The sequence below is a fragment of the Pseudomonas sp. 203-8 genome (assembly GCF_020708595.1).
In the GTDB taxonomy this organism is placed as follows: Bacteria; Pseudomonadota; Gammaproteobacteria; order Pseudomonadales; family Pseudomonadaceae; genus Pseudomonas; species Pseudomonas aeruginosa.
This window is the reverse complement of the sequence record NZ_JAJFDF010000004.1, coordinates 448,045-470,264: the sequence shown is the minus strand read 5'-3', so window position 1 is coordinate 470,264 and position 22,220 is coordinate 448,045. Positions and strand designations below refer to the sequence as shown.

The following is a 22,220-nucleotide window of genomic DNA, read 5'->3' as shown; positions in this document are numbered from 1 at the left end:
CTGGCATGCCCCTCCTCGGGAAACGAGACCGAATCGCCCTGCCCGGCCGGCATCACTCAGGAAGAATGGTGATTCCGCGTGCCCTGAGACTGCGCCGGTCTTTTCGGAGAGTTTCCAGCAACCGGTCCCTTGTCTCCCGGACGTGCGATTCGACCATCCCCGCGGCGCGTTCGATATCGCATGCCCTCAAGGCGGCGATGATGGCGCGATGCTCGGCCCAGCCGTGATGTTCCGGTTGGCTCTCCAACCATCTGACACGCTGGAGGCGCGTCAGGGCCTCGCCGAGCCCCCGACTGATGAATTCATTGCGGGCCAAACCGGCAATCCAAAGGTGGAATTGGCGTCCGGCAGACTCGGTCTCTTCTGCCGAGGCATTTATCGGCACCGCATCCAGTATGGCCTCCCCCTCCCGGAGATAGCTTTCTTCCGCCTCTTTTCCACCGAGGCGAACTGCCGTTACCTCAAGCATCTCCCGGTATACGAACAATTGTTCTATTTCCTGAAGATCGATGGGCGGCACCAGCCATCCCCGGCCCTCCCTCGCAACGAGACCTTCAGCCTCAAGACGAACCAGTGCCGTGCGGATAGAGCTTCGCGAGGCCCCTGTCTGCCCTTCGAGCCAGCGCTCCGTCAGGCGCTCTCCAGGGCCGATCTCCATATCCAGAATCAAGCGGCGCAGCCGCTCTTCAGCCTGCTGAATGACCGTCATTAGGTGCCTCCGATTGACAGATCCATTGGCCAACGTCAATGTATACCAAATTGGTATACCAAATTGACTGTGTGGTATCGAGTGTCTCTGATCGGAGTCTGCTGATGCAAGGCAACATGAACGAACCCGCTATCGACTGCTGGCAACGCAACCTCGCCGTGTGCTTGTTCGGAGCCTTCACCACCGTCTTCGCCATGACACTTATCCTGCCGTTCCTCCCGGTCTACATAGGTCAACTCGGGGTATCGGGCCACGCTGCAATCGTGCAGTGGTCGGGTATCGCCTACGCCGCCACTTTCGTCACCGCCGGGTTGGTAGCACCGCTTTGGGGGATGCTTGGCGACCGCTACGGTCGCAAGCCCATGCTGGTCCGAGCTAGCCTGGGAATGGCGATCACCATGTTGCTGATGGGGCTGGCCTCCGATATCTGGCAATTCATCGGCTTGCGCTTGTTGGCGGGAATCGCCGGCGGGTACTCGTCGGGGGCAACGATCCTGGTCGCGGTGCAAGCTCCGAAATCCCGTTCGGCATGGGCATTGGGTCTTCTTTCCTCGGGCGTGATGGCCGGCAATCTGTTAGGGCCGCTGGTTGGCGGCTTCCTGCCTCCTCTGATCGGCATACGAGCCACATTCTGGGGCGCCAGTGGATTGATCTTCATTGCGTTTGTCTTCACGACCTTCATGTTGCGCGAGACTGCACGCCCCTCCGTCCCCGCCGTCGAAGAACCTCCCAAGGTCGGTTGGTCGAATATGCCCAACAAGGCGGTGATCCTCGCCATGCTGGCGACAGGCCTGCTGCTGATGATTGCCAACATGTCGGTCGAACCGATTATCACCGTCTATATCGAAACGCTGCTCGAGGACTCGAGGCGGGTGACGTCTGTGGCGGGTCTGGCCATGTCGGCGGCAGCGCTCGGAAGCATCATCTCCGCGACCTATCTGGGTAAGGTGGCCGACCGGATTGGCTACGGCGTCATCATGATAGCCGCGCTGAGCGTCGCGGCCGTCCTGCTGATTCCCCAGGCTTTCGTATATGCGGGGTGGCAACTCATCGCCCTGCGCTTCCTGATGGGCATGGCGCTTGGCGGCCTGCTTCCGTGCATGGCCGCTGTAATCCGCCATAGCGTCCCGGAGCGATTCGTCGGCTCGGCAATGGGCTGGTCGCTATCCGCGCAATTCGCCGGCCAGGTAATCGGGCCGGTAATCGGAGGGTTCGTCGGTGGCCAGTTCGGGATGCGCAGCGTTTTCCTGGTAACCAGCCTGTTGATGCTGGCAGGGGCGCTATTCAACTGGCGAGCCCTTGGGCACTCCACCCGCTAGACGGTTTTCCACCACCCAGAGGTCGTCATGACTGAGCTCGTGCTTGAATCTCCCTTTAATTCCGCCCTGCTGCTGATGGATTTCCAGGAATTCGTGCTGAACAACTTCGTGCCCGCACCTCGCGCAGCCGAGGTAGTGGCCCGCACCTCCAGATTTCTTTCCAGGGTACGGCAAACCGATATGCTTGTAGTTCATGTAACGGTGGGCTGCCCGCCCGATGGTCCGCCAATGGACAGGCGCAACAGGCTATTCCGCGAGCTACGTGAAAGTGGCTTGATCGAACCGGGAAGCCCCGGGTTGGCGATCACCGCCGCCTTGCAGCCGATCGAAAGCGAACCGGTCATTACGAAGAGTCGCGTCGGCGCCTTCACGGGTACGGAACTGGACGAGCTTCTCTGGGCGCATGATATTGAAACATTGCTCATCGCTGGAGCCACTACCTCAGGCGTAGTGCTGACGACGGTTCGCCAGGCGTTCGATCTGGACTACCAGTTGGTTGTGCTCAGAGACGGCTGTGTCGATGGCGATGCAGAGTTGCATGACTACCTCATGGCCAGAGTCATTTCCGACCACGCCACGATCACCGAAATCGATGAAGTGGCGAAAACTCTACGCATGTAGAGTGCGCCAGCCATACAGAAGCAACGGTCGTTCCCGAGTACCGCCGCCCAGACCCTTGGCAACTTCCCTCGCTCGATCCCACCTCCGATAAAAGCATCGGCGATGTGCTCGGCGACTCCTCGGGGCTATCGAAGCTGACCATCAGTAGCGTCAAGGCCACTCACCGGGAACGCTCCTTTGGGCTGGAACCCGCCTCCCTGCCAAAAGGCTTTCAAGATCCGGGAGCTCGATACTATCGTCGAGCGCATGTAGAGAGGCCCAGTGGAGGGTAACGACTACCTCCTCGGGTCTGGCAACCATTTTGCCTGGCAGCGCCCCAGAAAATGGCGATCGAGTCCATCCCCACGAAAGATGTACCAGGGGCGGAGATTCTGGTCAGTGACTGAAAAACGGTGGCGGCCCAGGTCGAGAGGCTGATGGAGACATCATCCGAATCGAAGTACTGTGACAGCCTACGAGCCGTGCTGGAAAGCCTCGGGTTATCGGACACCGACGCTGGGCGGGTGGAACTGCTCATTGCCGACGATATGGCAAAGGCCCCATCCCTGATAAAATCCCTCGCCCTGCTCCGCTCCCCCTACCGAAGTCCCGATGCGCCCAGAACCGACCAACGCCCCCGCCGCCCTCTCACGCCGCTTCTCCGTTGCGCCGATGATGGATTGAACCGTCAGTTCTCTATAAGTGCTTTATTTCTAGGCCTTACGTCTCTTCTTAATTTTCTATTTACCACTTTTTTACCACTAGCCTGACACCCTGCAGCCCATCAGCAAGCCTTGGCATACGTTCCCTACATCCTGCGACGACTTCAGATTAAGTAACCCAGGCCCCCTTCTCGAATCAGCTCATGCCACAAAGAACGAGCCGCAGCGGCAGGCATGCCACTGCTAAGATCACTCACGATCACCGTCGGCGTTTTTGGAATGTAGTAGTGGACGGCTTACAGATAGAGGTTCAGGTCTCCCTGTCCCGATACGCGCGGCATGCTCCAAGGCGAACCTGTTGACAGCAGGTCATGGATAAGCTAATAGCCATGTAGTGGCGCTTTGCTTCCATAAATTGACCGATACCTAATGGCCTCGATGCGAGGGCCTACAGATGCGAGTCATTTTGAAATGTCCGACGCGGATCGGAGTTCTCTGTATTGCCCAATCGAGTGACAGGCGGTTTCAGCCTATTTTGGGGAGTGAGAGTTTGGGTAGCTATCGAAGCATTGCCCATGCGATCGATGATCTGGCGAACGATGCAACTAGCGCCTTACTACATCCGGAAACCTTCGGGTTATTATATACATCCACTCTCAAATTGCCTGATAATCCGGGCGAGTGGGTCCTCGCTTGAGGTCTAAACGTGCCCTACAGACTCACCGCTCGAAGCGCCAACAAGGCAGTTTTAGTTACTCTTCCGAATCACTACAGACCTTGTAAACACTCGATGGTTGATTTCGGCCAATAGCTACCAATGAGTTAGACTGGGCGTTGCAAAAATTACCAACACCCCAAGCGACTCGCAAGCCACTTTGACCAACCAGACCAGTAGACTACTATCAACCATTAGAACAGAAATATTAACTAATTTCGACTCACCCCCATTGAAATACAGCCAAATCAGAATTTAAAGGAGATTACCAAACATGCCTACTCCCTCCGACTTTCGGCTCACTTGGCTTTGGCGCCATGCCTTTATAAATCCATTGCCAGACATTACGACCGCCGAGCAAGAATTCTTCCGTGATAGTTATCTCGCCATGCGAGAGAAAGCTGCGGTTCTTGTGTCACAGATAGCAGCAGCAATACCGGGATTAACCGTCCATGACCTGACCCATCTTGATGCATTATGGGAAACGGCCTCTCTGGTGTCTGAAGGAGCAATTACGGTTAGTCCAGCTGAAGCATTTGTTTTCGGAGCAAGCGTCCTCCTACACGACTCTGCAATGAGCTTAGCGGCCTACCCAAAAGGCTTGGAACAGTTGAAACAGACGATTGCTTGGAAAGATGCAGTTGCGGCCTTACTTGGTAATTCTGAATATGACTTGCAGGCAGTAGATAACCCCCCGCCAGAAATCATTCAACAAGCAGTACCGGAGGTTTTGAGGCAGCTACATGCTCAACAAGCAGAGGCTCTCGCGAAGCAAGGCTGGGAATCAACTAGCGGCGACACGATTTATCTTATCGATGACTCTGAGTTGCGATTTTTTTACGGTGAGACTATTGGACAGATTGCACATAGCCACTGGTGGTCAGTATCGCGTGTCGAGCAGGAACTCTCAGAAGACCTCGGAGCGTACCCAAGCAAAACGAAGAGCCGGATCGACCGTGTTAAATTAGCTTGCCTACTTCGGATCGCAGATGCACTTCATCTCGACCAACGGCGGGCTCCCCGATTTCTGCGAGCTTTAACGAATCCGCAAGGGATATCAGCTTTGCATTGGTCATTTCAAGAACGTTTGGCTGTACCACATATTGAACACGAAGCAGTAGTTTTTACCGCAGGTGCTCCCTTTTCGGTTTCCGATGCAGATGCGTGGTGGCTTGCCTACGATACGATTTCGGCAGTCAACAAAGAATTACAGGATGTCGACTTACTGATGCAGAACCGGGCTAAAGGACTATTTTTTCGGGCGCGGCGAGTTAAAGGGGCGGGCAGTCCCGAGTCTCTTGCACGAACCATTCAAACTAGAGGATGGCGTCCAGTCGACACACGGCTCCGAGTTTCCGACATTCCAAAAGTTGTTGAAACGTTGGGGGGAGCAAAGCTTTATGGTGACGATCCAACCGTCGTATTGCGCGAGCTAATCCAGAATAGTACTGATGCAATTCAGGCACGACGGCGCTATCAACAAGGCCGGCGTGAAACCTGGGGTAAAATCACTGTCGGCTTAACCACCAGAGCAGACGGTCACTGGTTGACCGTGGAAGACAACGGAATCGGTATGTCCGAGTTGGTATTGACAGGGCCTCTAATAGATTTCGGTACATCCTTCTGGCGGTCCTCCCTTGCGGCACAAGAGTTTCCAGGACTGATTGCGAAGGGTATGAATGCCATAGGCCGGTATGGGATTGGGTTCTTCTCAGTTTTCATGATTGGTACCGTAGTTCGAGTAATCTCGCGGCGATTCGATCATGGGGAGGACTCCGCTCGAATACTGGAGTTTCGGGATGGCACCGCATCGCGACCAATCCTGTCACAAGCTGGACGAGGCCAAGCACCCGTCGATGGTGGAACACGTGTTGAGGTCCTACTGAAGGCTGACCCGAGAGAGAAAGGTGGGATGCTGAATACCAAAAATTATGCTGACAGTGCACTGACACTCAAGCAGTTAGTTGCATCAATCGCTCCTAGCCTCGCAGCTTCCATTGATGTAGAAGAGAATGGAGAAATCACGTTAGCAGTTAGCTCAGATGATTGGCTACAGCTGTCTGACGAAGAATTCCTATCTCGACTCCACCCGCTAACATCAAAAGAAGCACGTAATAAATATCGCAAGACCGCAAATCAGTCGCCCATACGACAAATCTATGGCCATAACAATGAGCCTCTAGGCCGTGCATTCATCCAGCCGAGTAGCTATTTCAGTGGAGATGGTGGCTGGGTGACTATTGGAGGTCTTCGCGCAACGCGCATCTCCAACATCCAGGGACTTCTAGTTGGCGAGACACTAACAGCCTCTCGCAACTCTGCTATACCTAAGGTTTCAAAGGAGCAACTAGCGTCTTGGGCAACTGAGCAAGCTAGCATCATCGCCAGTTCGAAATCCGATGAACTCTTCAAGGCTAATTGTGCAGAAGTAATTTTAGAATGTGGTGGCGAAATTATGGAGCTACCTATTATTTGCTGTGGGCAAGATGGATGGCTAAGCTCGGCCGACCTGCGTGACCGCCTCGCCGGGATCAATGAGCTATCAATTAGTTTTGATGGTCACTTTTCATATGAAGAAGATATGGACGATGTCCTCCCACGAGAATTCCGAAACAGCTTTGAGGTAGATCCGAGCATCGCAATAGTTCCCAAGCACAACGGGTCGGTCTTGATAGTAGGCCAGCAACGATGGCCCAAAATGCTCACAGAAGAGCCCATATGGGGAGACTCGAATCTCGCGCAGTTGGTTCGTGAGATTTTACTAGATACATGGGGCGACAGTACCGAAGAAGAATATGAAGAAAGAAAGGTTGGAACTGTAGATGGCACACCAATTTATAGAAGCATCAGCATCTTCACGCGCCCTATAGAGCTTCCTGAGGACGCCAGTAGCTCTTAACATTAAAAAGGTGAACACATGATCAAGAGCATCGAGAGAATTAGAAACTTAGGTGTCTATCATAACTATATAAAACCTGCCGGCACCAAGGAGTTCGCAGCCAAGAACTTAATCTATGGTTGGAACTATTCAGGAAAAACAACTCTATCTCGCCTTTTTGCCCAAATTGAAGAAAGGCTGCCTCACGCAGACTTCCAAAACTGTGAATTCACTTTCAATAGCGGAAGCGAGGCTGTCACAGAAAAGAATTTTCACGAGTGCGGCCTTTCGGTAAGAGTCTTTAACTCTGACTTCGTGAGAAATAATCTATTCTTTGATTCTGGAAGCTGCAATCCGATATTGTTGCTTGGCAAGGAATCTGAAGAAGCCCAGAAGAAGATTAACGCCTTAAACGAACGCATCACAAAATGCCAGAAAACGAATAAGACGATCAGCAGGAAAGTCGAAGCTTGCACGGTAGCCATTCAAGAAGAAAAGAAAAGATCGGCCCAGAACATTCGTCAACGCCTGAAGATTGACCCTTACACTGCAACCCATCTTGGGAGTGACCTTATAGCAGTTAACATTCTTGATTCACAACTGCTGTCAGAGAAAGATCTAGTCGATGCAATCGACCTCGCCTTAACTCCTGACTCAAATAAACCTAGTCAAGTCTCCGAGATTACTGCAACGCCCTCCATTGCGTCTTTACACAGGGAGGCAATTTCTGTCTTAGCTGCAACACCAAGCTTCTCCAACACGATTAAACACTTGGAGAAGAACCCTGAAATTGAGCGCTGGGTAGAGACTGGGCTTCATTTGCATCCTGAGGCCGGGCCATGTGAATTCTGCGGAAACAAAGTCACCAGTGAACGACTAGAGTCTTTCCGATCACACTTCTCGAAAGACCTAGCCGACCATAATGGCAAGGTGCAAGACTTACTTGACCGAGTAATCGCTGCAGAGTTTAAGTTAGACCTACCCAGCCCAGTAGAACTCAACACTCAGTTTCGCGAAGCATATAAAGCGGCTTGCGTCCCGCTAGCAGACCGAGTCAAAGCATTCAATGATGCTGTTAACACACTGGTCACCGAGGTTACCTCGAAGGTCGAAAGCTCTCGCAAGACAATGGAGCCCTTGCCTCTAGCACCTGGACTTGAACAGGCCATCCAAGATACAGCCAAGGCAATTAACAGTGTGATCAAGGAAAACAATAAGCTAGCTGCCAATTTCGTCAGCGTGCGTGCTGCAGCCCTAAAAAAAGCTAAATATCACTTCGTACAAGAGACTGCTGACAAACTAGAGTCCGAGGGCTGGGAGCGCAAGAAGAATTTACTAACGAAGAGGGCTGACCGGGTTCGAGCCTTCAACGTTCAGCTGCAAAATGATGTGGTACGCCTGCAGGCCGAGATTAGCCAAGCACAACAGGGCCGTGAGCGAATCAACGAACGGCTGGTCTTGATGCTGGGAAGTGAAGCCATTCAGATTAAAGTCACGAAAGATACTGCGGGCCAAGAGCGTTTTCAACTCGTTCGCAAGAATGGTGCTGTCGCCAAGAACCTCAGTGATGGAGAGCGAACAGCAATTGCATTCTCCTACTTTCTCACCAAGCTCAAAGAACTAACCCACGATGATTTTAAGGAAGCGATTGTCTACATTGACGACCCCATCTCAAGCCTCGACAGCAATCACATATTTCAAATTACTGCAGCGATTAATGAAATGTTTTTTTCCAAAATCAAACAACCCAATGGCAGTGAAGCCTGGGGCACAACCTGCAAGCAGCTGTTTATTTCAACGCACAACTTTGAATTTTTCAATCTTATACGCGAACTCCACCCCACCAAAGACCAAGTAGCGAGACTATTCTTAATCAAGCGAGTTGATAGCGACAACTCCGAATTGATCAATATGCCCAACTCACTCTCAAACTACAACTCCGAGTACCAATTCCTATTTGACTGCCTTCACAAATTCCATTTTTCAACCAACAAAATAGAAAATGAGAATCTAATTATACTTCCAAATGCACTGCGGCGATTCTTGGAGCTTTACACATACTCACGGGTCCCCGGGACCCATAGTGATACAGTCGATCAGCGCGCAAGCGAACTTTTCGGGAAAGAACGAGCCAAGTCGATCTTAAAATTCCTGCACACCTTTAGCCATGGAAACTCGATTGAGCGGATCACCGGAAATAACGAGCTTATTTTTCTGCTAGAGGAGACAGTAAAGGCTGTCTTCAACGAACTTCAAGAAAAAGATGAGCGCCACTGGAAAGCTTTATTATCCTCAACACAGACCTAAAATGAAAAAAACTTATCACAGGTAAATCAGCAGCATGATTACACATGAATATATATTTTGGCAGACCTTAGCATTAATCAGCCAACCTAACCCAAAGACATAATATTTTCTCATATAATATATCTGGCTTGACGTGCATGGATGATCGCCCCCCCCCCCGAAAGGTCTGCTTTTAGCCGAAAATAGTATCGACGCGGTTTTGCCCATCTACTGGCAGGCCCGGCTCGCAGCCAGGAGTTGCGCCTCGTAGCCGATCCGCTGGCGACGCTCCGCAAGTAATGCGCGGGCCTTGGTCTGTAGGTCATCCCCCTTCTTCAGCCCATCCGCCACCCAGGCCGGCACCTCAACGGTCGGCACACGGCACGGCACCGCAACCGGCACTTCTACGCGCACGGGGCGCGGCTCAGGCTCGATCTGGGCGGCGCATCCTGCCAACGCTACCACCACCAACATCAGCACCATCCTCATAGCCCCAACTCCTGGTCGATCACCGCTTCGGCGGCCGCGCATTGCTCACCAGCGGTGTGCTGGTTCAGCAGGCGCTGTGCCGCGGCATACTGCTCGGCAGCCTGCTGCCGTCCCTGATCCATCGCCTGGACGGCATCCCTGGCGCGCTGTTCGCCGGCCAATCGCAGTGCGGCGACCTGCCTGCTCTGCTCCGCTACTGCGGCCTCCAAGCTCCCACGAGCAGAACGGCAGGCGGTCAGATCCGCGCGCGCGGCATCAAGCAGTGGCTGGTAATGACGCGCGCTGAGCCAGCCCCCCCCGGCGGCTCCCACGCCGATCAGCAGCATACAGCCCAGCATGATCGAGACAACGCGTGCCGAGATCACGACAGCACCCTCTTCGCCCGCTCCCACAACGCCATGCGCTCCACTTGGCCGTTCATGCCGCCGTTGATCCGGCGGGTGATGGCAACAAACTCGCCGCGGTCGGCCAGGCTATTGAGCCCATGCGCCGCCCACCACCAGGCGCTCGAACTGGCGGCGTGCTCGGGCTGCTCCAGCAGTTCCGGTTCGATTTCCAGCGGCAAGCCGAGACTGTCTCCGACGGTGCGGTAGTTTCTCCGACCAGTGATTTGCAACAGCCCCCGACCGCGAAAGCGCCAACCGTCTCCGCTGGACTCATCGCCATTACCGTTACGATTGGCATATGTGTTATTGGCGATCGCCTCGGCGTGACGGGCCAGACTCAACGCCAACACATTGGGCTTCCCGCCTGCTCCGCGATAGCGGCTAGGCCAAGTCGCCGCGAGGCCACAGGCGCTGTAGTTGAGGTTCTCAACCAACCGGGTCAGGTGTGCGCTCTCGTGCCCAACTTGGGCGAGGAAAGCGGCGACACGCACCGGCGAGGTAATGCCGAAGCGCCCCATGGCAGCATTCAGTGCGGGCACAAAAAAGCCGGCGCGATGGCCGGCGTTCGGAAATATCTGCAGCAGCTGCTGCTCGGTAATCAGCATCGGTACTCTCCAGTAACGTTAATGCTCTGCTATCGGTAGGCGTGAAGGGGTTCCGGTTTGCTATCGTTCGCCTGCCAGGTAGGAGGCGAACCACGATGAATAAACGGATGTTGCCCGGGCTGCGCGCCCATGTTGATCAGCTCTTGCGTGATGGCTGGTGGATCTCCGCACGCGATCCGCTCACCTTGAAACGCGGGTCCGACCGCCTGCAGTGCCTGGACGGCATGCTGGTCGGATCGGCTCAGTCAAACCTCGATATCGAACTGGGGGAGCTGCGGCGCCGGCCCGGTCACCATGCCATCGCTGATGAACGCCATCTGCCCGGCCGGCACCGCCGTGCCCCGAGCCGCGATCACGACGTTGTTTCGCAGGCGGACGCGGCAGGTGCCGGCGCCCTCGTCGACATCGATCACCTCCCCCACCGTGCGCGCGCCGCCCGGTAAGAGCCCGATGAACCGACGCCAGGGGTTGACCGTCGCCATCAGGAACCTCCCGGATAGTGGCGCTCGATGCGCAGGGTCTGCCAAACGCGGCTAGCCCCTACCCCCTCGGCCGAGATATCGGTAGCCAGGCAGAGACCGCGCCACGTCGCCTGTTCGTCTCTCACCTCGACCAACATGCCCGGCTGCACCAGGCCCGGTACCCCATCATCCTTCTGGAACAACGGGATACGCCGCGTCTCGATCGCCTGGTTACCGCCCTTCGATAACTCGCAGATCCCGCGCGAGCGTGCCACCTCGGTGCCGGTCATCCAGTCCTCCATAACATCAGGCGCCGACTCCTCGCCGGCGGTACCGGCGCGCCGCACCTGCACGCTGACGCCGTAGCTGGTACCGCTGACGTAGACGAAATTCCATGCCGGCTGGGGACTCCACTCGCTGCCCCACTCGGCGACGATGGCGGCCGGGATGATCCGGTCGGGAATCGCGGTGTCCCAGTACCAGGTCGCCTCACGATACCGCGGCAGGATCGTCACCGAGTCGTCCATCAGGCCCGGCCGCACGATTCCGCCGGCGACCTCGGCCAGCTTGACGATGACCTGCATCGGCGTCTGGTCCTGGTAGCTGAAGGCGCCGGCCGGCAGCGTCCAGTCCGGCGGCCCCATGTTCTCGACGTCCCAGGACACTGAAAAGCCGGTGTACTGCAACTGGTCGTCGACAACCTGACGTGCGTTCAGCGGCGCCGTGTTCACCGCGCTGCGCTTCGGCGCATAGGGCGCGTCCAGCAGTTGGGTGCGGCTCGCGCCGCTGATGGTGTAGCGCTCGCTCGGATGCTTGCCGCTGCCGCTGTAACGCTCGACCAGAAACCGCCAGGTCCAGCCGTTGATCTCCAGCTCTACTGTCTTCGGCCCGTTGGCATCCGGCGCCGCCAGGTCCAGCGAGGTGCGACCGAACAGATCAGCCGAGAACGACCAGGCGAACGAGTCGATATCCAGGCCGATGCGAATGCTGGTCGCATCCAGTGGCGTGCGACTCGGCAGCACCACCAGGGTGACCGTGTTTCCTATCATGTAGGTCTCCAGTATCTCGGGCTCGGTGGGTGGATCTATCGGTACCACCGGCCCCGGATAGTCGGGGTAGACAATGCCCGTCGGCACCGGATCGGTCGGCCGCCCCCATGCCCAGGGAATCCGCCGCAACGCATCGAAGCGGGCCGGACTGCCGTAGCTGCTGCGCGCTCCGGCGTCCACCGGACGGATACCGCGGACCGGCGCCACGTAGCGGAAATCGAAGAACACGTCGGGCGTGTTCGCCGGGGTGTAGCGGGTCGGGCCGAAATTGAAGTCGAGCAGGCCGGTCGGGATGTAGAGACTGGCACGCCTCTCCGACAGCGCATCGCGGAAGCGGTCGAACTCGGCCGAGCGCCGCCAGCCGGGTGGACGGCCGGCGTCCTTGGGCGACGGGCGCGGGTTGTAGATCAGCGACAGGCGCCGATCACGCGGGCGCAGCGTCCGATCCCAGCCTAGCTCTCTCTCCACGTCCAGCACCCGGGTGCTGTCCCAAGCGCTGCGGGCTGCCGCGTTGCGCTGCTCGGCGTGCTCCCAGCCACTCCCCCAGCCCGCATCACGCACCGGTACACCGGACCAGCCACTGGCGCAACGCCGTGCCAGTGGTCGGCCGGAGCCCCACAGCCCGGCGCTATGCGCATCGGCAAGCACCAGGCGCTGCCAGCGCAGCGGGACGGCGCGCACGGAAAGCGGCGCCGCCCTCTGCCAGGGGGCGCCGAAACTCGCATTGATCATAGAGCCTCGACAGGAAAGGGCCCGTGGCTGAGCGGGCGGTAGTAACGCGTCGCCTGCAGACGGGCCGTGCCGACCTGGCGGCTGGGGTTATCGCCCTCGATCGGCCACCACTCCGGCTCAGCCACCGGCAGTACCCCGGCCTCGGTCACCTCGTAGAGCCAGCCAGAGAAGATCGTCGGACGCACGCGCTGGCCCAGGCTGACGGCGAGACGCGGCTCGAACACCGCGCCCCAGTCATCCAGCCCCATTGCGTAAGTGGTCCCGCCGGCCGTCACCTCCAGGGCGATCTCGGCGCGCCCGGACTCGGCCGTCTGCCCCACGCCGGCCACCCGCCATTCGCCATCAAGCTTGCGCTCGATGACCACCACCCAGCGCGAGGCCGCACCGCCGTCGACCGTGACGACCGCTCGCACCTTCGCCGGGTCGGTCGGATCTCGACCGCCCGAGCCTTCGGTCAGGTCATAGGACAGCAGGCGCGTATCGGCATCGAGGACCGGCCAGCGAATGATCCCCAGGCGCGGGTCACCTTCGTCGGTGACCTGTATCACGAACTGTCCGCGCAGGCCCGATGCCTCGAAGCGCTGCACCGTCTCGCCCTCGTAGACCTGGAAGGTCGCCGTCATCGCGGTCGCGGTGACCACCGTCCCGCGATACAGCGTGGCGATCTTGCGCGCCGGAGTCTCCTCCCCTTCGCGGGTGACCTTCACGGCGAGGGTCTGGTAGATCGCCTGCCCGGCCCCCGACCAGGCGACTGCCACCGGCGGGCGAAGGGTCTTCGGCCCAATGCCGAACCGCTGCAGCCAGGTATCGGGCCGGATCTGGACCGGCGGCACCACCTGCAGCATCAGCGCGCTCATGCTGGCCACCACGCCGGATCCACAGACAGGAACCAGAGCCCCCAGCGGTCCATATGCACATGGTAGGTCTTGCCATCCATCTGGACTACCTCCGCCACCGCCGTTGCGCCCAGGGACAACCCCAGCCGCTCCAGCAGGTGTCCGTGGCGGTAATGGCCCAAGATCGGGTCGAAACACACACCCTTCAGGCGGCCGACGTAGTTCGCACCATTCGTCACATAGGGCTGCTGCATCCGCCAATAGGGTGGATTCTCTCCCTCCGCCCGGTCGTAGTAGGTGCTCTGATACTGCATCTGGTCCATCAGCGCTCCCACGCTGGGACCGCCACCCTGGATGATCTCTCCCGAGCGCTGGTCACGCAGCGAACTGAAGCCACTCCCGAAGGACCAGTTTCGGCTGTACCCCGTTGTGTTCTGGTAACCCTGGGCACCGCCGACGGCAATAAACCCCTGAACGCCGGAGGCGCCGCTGAAGCTCTCGTACTGCCCGACGTAGAGGCCGAGCTGGTACGCCTCGCTCGTGTTTTCGTAACCGGTGGATTGGAGGACGCAGAAGATGAACGTCTCGGCGTCCGCACAGATCTGCCAGTACGTCGCATGGTTCCAGTACATGTACCCCAGGTAGATGACATGAGCGTCATTGCTGGTGGGATTGGTGTCCGCCGACCAGGTACGTGACCGCGTATTGACGCCCTTTGGGAGCGGAGTGCTGATATCCAGCATGCCCTCATGCACATAGACTGCGATGTAGTCGTTGACGCTGCCGCTACCGGTTAAGTGCCTGTAGAACGTCACCTGCGCGCAGTTGGACGCCGGGGCCAGGGTGATGGCGGTGTCGAACTCGCTTACGACGGTCCACCCTGCCGGTGGCTTGTTGCCGTAGCCGTCGACCAGCGCCGCGCGCAGGTAGCTCTTGAACTTCTGGAACGGCGTCACCGCCGACGGGAAGAGCGCCGGCGGCGCGCCGGCGTCCCGATAGCTGTACTGTCGAGCGGTCATCAGTCCGCGTCTCCTCTGATCTGCAGGTGGAATTCATCGTCCTCGACGGTGCCCTTGCCACTCAGCACCGTCCGCACGATCCACATCGGCCCCAGGCACGAGTCGGTGTTGAAGCGCACCGCGTTGCCGGCCGCCCAGCCACTGCCCCAGCCTTCCTTGCGGATGGTGAAGTACGGCGTGTTCGTCTCCGGGTTGATCGGCGCCGTGTCGGTGGTGGTAGTGCCGTTGGCGATGACCCCCAGCTTCTCCTCCACCACGCTGAAACTGGTCGAGGAGTTGAACACCAGCGCCCACTTCGCATCGATCGCACCGCGGTTGGCGATCAGCGGCGGATAGGCGAGGCTGTTGTAGTTGGCGGTGGTCCCGTCGCCCTTGGGCTCGTCGGTCCAGTTCGGCGAGCCGATATCCCAGGTCCGCTGGGTGAACCAGTGGTGCAGCCGCGCCTGCAGGTCGCCCCAGCTCAGCGCACTGGACGCCAGCGTTTCGCCCGCCGGCAGATCCCAGGGCAGCGGCGAGGAGATTCCCAGCTCGCCGTTCACTTGGACCTCGGTGCAGAGGGTCATGTGCTCGACCCGGTCACGCACCACCAGCGGCAGGGTCAGCGGGTTGCCCTCGGCATCCTGCAGGACCAGCGGGTTGGCCCATGTCACCCGGCCGCGTTCTAGGTCGACGCTGTAGCCCGCCGAGGCCAGTTCCACCGCGTTGGCGTCCACCACCTTGATCTCGGCCTGCTGGTCGCGGCCGAGCTGCAGCACGCCGCCAGCTTGAGGACTCGGCACCGTGGTCTCGGCGGTATGGGCAACCACCATCACGTCGCCCTCGCGGAACACTGGCACCCGCCCGTCCGCCGGCAGTCGCACCGGGTCCAGGCCCAGCAGGGTTGCGTCCAGCGGCAGCGAGGTGAAGACGACCGCGTTGTAGCGCAGCAGCAGCGGAATCACCGGGATATCGCTGGCCCCAGTGGTGTCCTCCAGATTGCTGGTGAAGCGCAGCCGGACGATGCCGGTCACGATATCGACGCTACCCTTGATCACCGCGCCATTGAGCTTACCGTTCGCGTCCGCCGTGGTGGTCACGATCTGCGCGGTATCCAGGCGAACCGCCGTCACCTGCAGGCTCGCAGAACGCAGTGGCGCCCCCGGCGTGCGGAAGGTCATGCTGGTGACGCTGAAGCCGGCGTTGGTGGTCAGACAGGCCAGCAGCGTGACCGTCGGTGCCGCCCCCGAGCCATAGGTATTCAGCGTCGCGGTACGGCCGGCGTAGTCCACCGAGCCGACGGCGATGCCGGCGTTGGTGCTGCTGTTGATGTTCTTGTAGAGCACACCGGAGCGGTCGACGTAGACCTCGCCGGCCCAGGTGAACACCAGCGAGCCCGGCAGGATCGGCTCGGCCACACCAGGCAACAGGTCCAGGGTCACCGGAGCGACGGTCTGCGAATCGGTCTGCTCGCCGTACTCGACGCCGCGGCTCTGCGCGCGCACGCTCAGCGTGCCGCCGAACCCCTCCAGCAAGGTGGTATCGGTGGCCACCAGGCGCAGCTTCTTCATACCGAAGTTGTCGACCGTGTCGGTGTAGTAGGTGTACTCCTTGAACACGTAGTTGCCGGCCACCTTCAGGCTGAATTCGCCGGTCTCGTAGTTGATCGTCCCGGCGCGCCCGGCCCAGCCGCCGGCGGCGTCGTCGGTCACCGAGTTGTCCACGGTGATCTCCGATTCGAAGATCGGCAGCGCCCCGGTGCCCATGTCAGCACCGAGGGTCGGTGCCGCCTGGCGACGCTTGGTGATCCACGATAGGCGCACGCTGCCCGCCTTGAGCGGCGCCCCGGGGAGAGTGCCGATGCACATGCCGGTGCTGTCGGAGGTCACCGCCAGCGGGCTGTCGGTCACGCTGCCCTGCTCGTAGGTATGCACGATCCCACTCCCGGCATCCGGGGTGGCGCTCAATTCCATGCTGACCTTGCCGTCGGCATAGTTGATCTGGCCGCTGCCACCGGTACCGCTGAGCGAGCCGTTGCCGCTATCGAGCACGGTGCGCTCTACCCCGCCGACCTTGAACGTCGCCTTGTAGGAGCCGGGCAACAGCCCCTGGTGCGGCAACGTCCGGTTGATCCGTGCGCGCGCCTGCACGCTGGTGCCGGTGCGCTGGGTCAGCGCCGCATCGTTCTGCCCGACGTAGGCGTAGATCAGCGAACTCCCCACGTCCGGCAGCGCGCTCAGGGTGATGGATACCGAGCCGGTCGCGAAGTCCACCGTGCCGGTGCCTTCCCCGGCCAATTCGCCGTTGCCCTGGTCGCGGATCTCCTGCCATTTGCCCAGGGCGAGGAACGAGACCACCAGGGTGCCCGGCTGGGGCGGCGCTTCGGACAGCGACAGGGTGTAGACGAAGCCGCGGTTGCCCAGTTCGATAGGGATCTCCCCGGTCACCGCTTCGCCCGTCGCCGCCGCGGCAGGCTGGTAGGTGGCGCTCGCTGTCCCGCTCCAGCCGCTGCCGGAGGCCGCCATCTCGATTGCGCCGCTCTCGTAGTCGACGGTACCGCTGGCAATCCAGTTCGAACCGCTGATGTAGCGCAGGCCTCCCTTGCGGTCGTCGGCGAACACACCGCCGCCGGCGCTCAGCGACAGCGAACCCGGCGCGCAGCCGGTGCCGAGGAACGTCCGCGACCTGCCGCTGCCTATGTTCGCGACATTCAGGTTGACCGTCCGCGCCGGCCCGGCCGCAGCGAACAGGCGCCGCTGGTAGCCGGCCAGTTGGTCGACCAGCGCGTTTTCCCGGGTGGTACTGGGCACCAGTTGGGAATAGACCGACTTGACCCGCAGGCTCAGCGCGCCGCGGCTGACAGCCTCGGCCAGGGGGCTGATGCCGTAGTACCGCGCGGCATCGGCGACCTGGGTGCTGAGCACCTGGCTTTTCGGGCTGGTGGTGCCGCCTGGCGTCACCTGGCCGCCGGTGAAGGTCGCGCCCAGCGGCGCGCTGATCGACAGGTCCAGCCGGCGCCGGGTGAAGTTCACGAAGTTGCCGTTGCCGTAGTCGTGGGCGAACTGTTCGAGCCGCGCCTCGACGTCGGTGATGCGGACATACTGCGAGCGCGACTCGAACACCAACTGATAGACCTCGCCGATCTCGGGCAGCCGCTGTTCTTCGCGCTGCACGCAAGCGATGGCGCGCTGGCCCTGCAACTGGTTGCCCAGCAGTTCGAACGAGGCAGACACGGCCGGCACCACGAAGGACTCGATGGCGTTGCGCGCGTCGCGGCGCTCGTCGGTCTGGCTGCCGGTGTTGAACAGCAGCACCGAGACACGCGGATCGGCCGGCGCCCGCGTGACGATGGCATGAGCGCCCAGGTACGGCTCGGCGCTATTCGAACTGATGCCGGCGAAGGCCTTGCGCAGGTTGATCCGGCCGATGGTCCGGTCCAGGCGCGAGATATCGGGAAACAGGTTGTTGATCTCGCGATCCACCACGGCCTGCCCGGTGGCACGGCCGCCGCCGTCGTCCTCATCGGTGAGGCGCTGGGATTTCAGCAGCTTTACATCATCGACGGTGATCGTCATGGAACACTCCAGCCAGAAAAGAAAACCCCGCCGAGGCGGGGTGTGGGATCAAGGGTCGGGGGTGGGCGGTGCCGAGGGCGGCGCTACGGTGAGCAGTCGCAACGTCACCAGGTAGTCGGCGTCCGGACCGGGGTTGACCTCGCGGAACAGCGGTTCGGCTTCCAGCGGCGCCCCTTCGGCGCGGTTGAAGATCACCGAGAATTCGCGGCCGTCTGGTAGCACCAGCGGCATGACCCGCAGGCGCTGGTCGCGCAGCACCTCCAGTTGCCGCACGACCCACAGCGGCGTCCATACCCCTCCCCCGGAGCGCAGTGTGATCGGGCGGCCATGCAGCTTGGTGCCTTCCTGCACCAGCAGCGCGCCGGTCAGGGAGCGTTCCTGCTCTTGTGCCACCGCATCCCAGGTGAACTCGTCCACCCATTCGAACTGGTCGCCCAGTTCCACCGCATCGAGCCTCATCGGCCGGTCCTCATGCTGGCCTGCTCGAGCACGCCGAGCAGGTTGGTTTCGTCCTGCTCGCTGGCCACCGCCACGTCAACGGCTCCCCGCGGCGTCTCGAAACGAACGACCCGGGGCGGAGGACTCGAAGCCGGCGGCGAGGCAGGCGGCGCCGCCGCGGCCTTGGCGGCGTTCTGCTCGTCCACCCGCTTCTGCTGCTCCTCTCTCTGCCGCTTGGCATCCGTCTCGGCCTGGATCTGCTGCAGGGTGGCCAGCGCCGTCATCAGGTTCTGTACCGCGTTCATGTCGCCGCTGCCCTGGGCCTCGGCCAGTTGCTGCTGCAACTCAGCCTTGCGGCTGTTGAACCGGCTGCGATCCACGGTCTCCTGCTCGCCGCGCAGCCCCGCCAGTTCCTCGCGCAGGCTGATCAGCGTCGACTTCGAGCCTTCCTTGAGCTGCTGGATCTTCTGATTGGCCGCCTCGATTGCGCTCTCCAGTTGCCGCATGTCCGAATCGTTCAGCAGGCTGAGGCCATTTCGAGCGCCCTTGGCCGCCGACACGAAGTCGCCCAGCTTCATGGTCCCGCGCTCATAGTCGTCCATCAGGCTCTGCAGGCTGCGCTTCTGCTCCAGGTACGCCGTCTGGATCTCCAGGCTGGCTCGCTGGGTATCCATCGCCCAGCGCCCGAAACCGCTCATGCCCACGCCCGACTCGGCCTTGATCCGGGCCAGTTGCTCGCTGACCTTGGCCAGCGAGCGCGACGTGGCGTCCAGGCTGCTGGTGTCGATGCTGAGATCGACGGTGGAGATCCCACGCATCGCGTCGAAGGCGTTCAGCGCTTCCTGGCTCAACTGCGCGACGCCCTGCCGCGCGGTGCTCAACACCCCACCGAAGAACCCTTCGAAGGCGCCCATGTCGTCCTTCGTCGACGCTACTCCCTTGCGGGTCGCCTCCATCGATTCGCCGATGGCCTTGCGCTGGTCCGAGAGCGATTTGGCCGCCTTGTCCGAGGACTCCGCGACCGCCTGCATACCCTTGGCGCCCTCCTCGCCGGCCGCCTTCAGTTCCTTGATCTTGGCGGACAGCTTGGTCTGTTCCTGGTTGAACTCCCGCGCGCTGATCGTGCCGTCGTTGTACAGCCGGCCCAGCGCCGTCCGGATGTTCTGGATATCGACCGTGGTCTTCGCGCTGCTGATCGCGTCTTGGACCTGCTTCAGGTTCTCCAGGCCGGTGCTGAGGTCAGACACCCCCAGGGCGGCGCCGCTGGCGGTCGACTTCAGTTCGGTCAGCTTCGCGTTGAGGACACCGGCGCCGTTCGCATACTCCTGCTGGCTCAGCGTGCCGGCCTGGTAGGCCTTGAGCATTTCCCCCTGCAGGGCGGTCAGTTGCTCGGTGGTCTTGGCCGCGCTGATCTGGTCCAGGGCATTCTGCAGGCTGGTCACCGCCTGCACCGACTCGGCGGCCGCGTTCTTCGCACCCGCCTTCAGGTCGGTGAAGGTGTCGGTGATCGCCTGGCTCTGCTGCTGTGCGGCGGAGGCGATGGCCGTGGTGCTGGTGTCCCAGGCATCCGCGATATCCTGCGCGTCCTGCTGGATCTGCTGGCGAAAACCCTCGCTCATGCTGCTGAGCAGGTCGTGGACGCCGGCGACGGAACTGCGGATGCGCTCTCCACCCAGCGCCGCCGGTATCTTCTCCGCCACCTTCTCGATGCCGGCGACCATCAGCGACAGGGTGCCGGTCCAGGCCAGAGCGATAGCGCTGATGCCCGAGGTGACACCGTTGAACAACGTCCGGAACGGCGCGATGAACAGTTGCACCCGCGAGGCCATGTCGTCCAGCTGGGTGCTGAAGCTGCTAAGCCAGGCCGAGGTCTTGTCGATCAGGGTGCCGAAATCGACGTCGGCCAGGCGCTTGATGAAACGCTCGACCCATTCCGAGCCCTGGACGAAGGCATCCGACAACCCCTTGGCCAGCGTGTCGAGGCGCCCGTCCTGGTCCATCTGCGCGATGGTGTCACCCAGTTCCTTCAGCTTGTTCTTGACGTGGTCCAGCGCGCCGGCGTTGGCAATGCGGTTGAGAAAGTCGGCCGCAGTGTCGCCGAGGTTGCTGACCAGACCGGTCAGGGTGCTCATGGCCTTCGCAGCGGCCCCTTCGGAGCTGCGCCCCATTTCGTCGACCAGCGCCTTGATGACGTCCCGGCCAAGCTTGCCCTTGCTCGCCAGATCCTGCAGTTGCGCGGCATTCTTGCCGGTGACCTTGGCCAGCATGTCCCACACCGGCACGCCACGCTCGACCAGTTGCAGGATCTCCTCGGTCTGCAGCTTCTGCTTCGCCCAGGCCTGGCCGACTGCCGTCGTGATGCCCTCCAGGCGCTCCATGCCGCCGCCCAGCTTCTCCGACTGGTCCTCGATCGCTTTCAGCGACCCGTCCATCGGGTCCAGGCCGTAGGCCTTCAGCAGCGCGAAGGCGTCGGTGACGTCGCCCAACTGAAGCGGCGTGTCCTTGGCAAAGGTCTTGATCCAGGCGGTTGCCCGCTCCCCCCCGGCAACCGAGCCCATCAGCGACGTAAGCCGGTTCTGCAGGTTCTCGAACTGGTCGCCGGTGGTCAGCATCGAGACGATGCCATCACGCACCAGGCCGATTCCTCTGCGCACCAGGTTCAGCGCCGCCTGAATGCCGACGAAGGCTGCGGCGTAAGCTGCTGCCTGGCGAACGCCGGACGACATGGCCTCGCGCAGCGCCGTCACGCGCGAGGTGTGGCCAGCAGCCTCCCGCGCCGCTCGCATCTGCGCGCGTTCCAACTCGCGGATCTCACGGCTGTTCTGCGCGATGCTCTCGCGGGTGTTGTCGACCACCGACGCCAGCCGCCGCTCCTCGTTGGCAAGCTGCCCGGTATCCACGCCCGCCGCCCGCGCCGCACGTTGCTGCTCAGCGTGCCGAGCGGTCAGTTGGTCAAGGGTCCGACGCAGACCCGCTGCGTCCCGTTCCGCGATCTGCAGGGACACGGCCAGGCCCCGGCTCCCGGGGTTGCGGTCCAACGCCTCGCGCAGGTCCGCAATGGTACGGTCCACCCGCTGCACCGACGTCTGCGTCTGCGCAATGGCGCGCTCGGTAGTTCCGAGCGCGGTCACCAGGCCGCGGGCCCCCTTCGCATCGTCCAACTGCCGGTTCAGGTTCGCCGCCGTGGTGCGCAGCCCTTCCAGCGCCTCGGTCGACTGCTGGGCGGCGGGCGAGAGTTCGTCCCGGCCGCGAAGAACGAACTGGATCAGGCGCTGCATTGGGCTCGCCATAAGAATCTCCGGACAATAAAAAACCCGCCATATGGCGGGTTAAGATCAGAACTGGCTATTACTAGCGAACTCTCTTGAGCCACAAAAAATTACGCCCCACTAAAAGTCTCTGAATGACACAACTTCGTCCCAACAGAGAAACCAAGAACTTACTTACAAACCATTTAAAAGAGCCTCCAACTTGGAAATACTGGA

Annotated in this window: 15 protein-coding genes and 1 pseudogene; 5 read left to right on the top strand and 11 right to left on the bottom strand. The window is 60.5% G+C overall.

Annotation, left to right across the window (positions count from 1 at the left end; genetic code table 11):
* Window positions 1–52: 52 nt before the first annotated feature.
* Window positions 53–709, bottom strand: coding sequence for a GntR family transcriptional regulator (locus LJF27_RS12185; RefSeq protein WP_003116580.1), 657 nt, complete (start codon window positions 707–709; stop codon window positions 53–55).
* Window positions 710–813: 104 nt separating this feature from the next.
* Between LJF27_RS12185 and LJF27_RS12180 the strand changes: the two genes are divergently transcribed.
* The 5 genes and pseudogenes from LJF27_RS12180 (at window position 814) to LJF27_RS12165 (ending at window position 9,190) form a co-directional block, all read left to right on the top strand.
* The gene (locus LJF27_RS12180) at window positions 814–2,028 is read left to right on the top strand and encodes an MFS transporter (protein WP_003090864.1); all 1,215 of its coding nucleotides are present in this window, start codon (window positions 814–816) and stop codon (window positions 2,026–2,028) included.
* A 27-nt stretch (window positions 2,029–2,055) separates the two neighbouring features.
* On the top strand, window positions 2,056–2,649 hold the full coding sequence (locus LJF27_RS12175; RefSeq protein ID WP_003104048.1) for a cysteine hydrolase family protein: 594 nt from the start codon (window positions 2,056–2,058) through the stop codon (window positions 2,647–2,649).
* Window positions 2,650–3,240: 591 nt separating this feature from the next.
* Window positions 3,241–3,309, top strand: a pseudogene (locus LJF27_RS30530) (hypothetical protein); the annotation flags it as partial.
* 970 nt (window positions 3,310–4,279) lie between these two features.
* Entirely contained in the window at window positions 4,280–6,904 is a 2,625-nt protein-coding gene (locus tag LJF27_RS12170; protein WP_023116949.1) for an ATP-binding protein, read from the top strand.
* A gap of 18 nt (window positions 6,905–6,922) precedes the next feature.
* Window positions 6,923–9,190, top strand: a complete 2,268-nt coding sequence (locus LJF27_RS12165) for an AAA family ATPase (RefSeq protein ID WP_023116950.1) — start codon at window positions 6,923–6,925, stop codon at window positions 9,188–9,190.
* 207 nt (window positions 9,191–9,397) lie between these two features.
* Here the strand turns inward: LJF27_RS12165 and LJF27_RS12160 are convergent, their stop codons facing one another.
* The 10 genes from LJF27_RS12160 to LJF27_RS12115 form a co-directional block, all read right to left on the bottom strand.
* The gene (locus tag LJF27_RS12160; RefSeq protein ID WP_023116951.1) at window positions 9,398–9,658 is read right to left on the bottom strand and encodes a hypothetical protein; all 261 of its coding nucleotides are present in this window, start codon (window positions 9,656–9,658) and stop codon (window positions 9,398–9,400) included.
* Entirely contained in the window at window positions 9,655–10,023 is a 369-nt protein-coding gene (locus tag LJF27_RS12155) for a hypothetical protein (protein WP_023116952.1), read from the bottom strand. The genes LJF27_RS12160 and LJF27_RS12155 overlap by 4 nt, the downstream gene beginning before the upstream one ends.
* A complete protein-coding gene (locus LJF27_RS12150; protein ID WP_023116953.1) occupies window positions 10,020–10,649 on the bottom strand; it encodes a glycoside hydrolase family 19 protein in 630 nt (209 codons plus the stop codon). The genes LJF27_RS12155 and LJF27_RS12150 overlap by 4 nt, the downstream gene beginning before the upstream one ends.
* A gap of 245 nt (window positions 10,650–10,894) precedes the next feature.
* Complete coding sequence (locus LJF27_RS12145; RefSeq protein WP_019682828.1) at window positions 10,895–11,131, bottom strand: hypothetical protein; 237 nt, start codon at window positions 11,129–11,131, stop codon at window positions 10,895–10,897.
* On the bottom strand, window positions 11,131–12,891 hold the full coding sequence (locus tag LJF27_RS12140) for a hypothetical protein (RefSeq protein ID WP_023116954.1): 1,761 nt from the start codon (window positions 12,889–12,891) through the stop codon (window positions 11,131–11,133). Before LJF27_RS12140 ends, LJF27_RS12145 begins: the two co-directional genes overlap by 1 nt.
* Entirely contained in the window at window positions 12,888–13,748 is an 861-nt protein-coding gene (locus LJF27_RS12135; RefSeq protein ID WP_023116955.1) for a hypothetical protein, read from the bottom strand. The genes LJF27_RS12140 and LJF27_RS12135 overlap by 4 nt, the downstream gene beginning before the upstream one ends.
* Window positions 13,745–14,746, bottom strand: coding sequence for a hypothetical protein (locus LJF27_RS12130; protein ID WP_023116956.1), 1,002 nt, complete (start codon window positions 14,744–14,746; stop codon window positions 13,745–13,747). The genes LJF27_RS12135 and LJF27_RS12130 overlap by 4 nt, the downstream gene beginning before the upstream one ends.
* Window positions 14,746–18,297: a hypothetical protein gene (locus LJF27_RS12125; protein ID WP_023116957.1), complete on the bottom strand. Its 3,552-nt coding sequence runs from the start codon at window positions 18,295–18,297 to the stop codon at window positions 14,746–14,748. The genes LJF27_RS12130 and LJF27_RS12125 overlap by 1 nt, the downstream gene beginning before the upstream one ends.
* 48 nt (window positions 18,298–18,345) lie before the next feature.
* Window positions 18,346–18,756 (bottom strand): hypothetical protein, encoded by a 411-nt coding sequence (locus LJF27_RS12120; protein ID WP_023116958.1) that lies wholly within the window; start codon window positions 18,754–18,756, stop codon window positions 18,346–18,348.
* The gene (locus tag LJF27_RS12115; RefSeq protein WP_031643210.1) at window positions 18,753–22,013 is read right to left on the bottom strand and encodes a tape measure protein; all 3,261 of its coding nucleotides are present in this window, start codon (window positions 22,011–22,013) and stop codon (window positions 18,753–18,755) included. The genes LJF27_RS12120 and LJF27_RS12115 overlap by 4 nt, the downstream gene beginning before the upstream one ends.
* Between the last annotated feature and the right edge of the window lie 207 nt (window positions 22,014–22,220).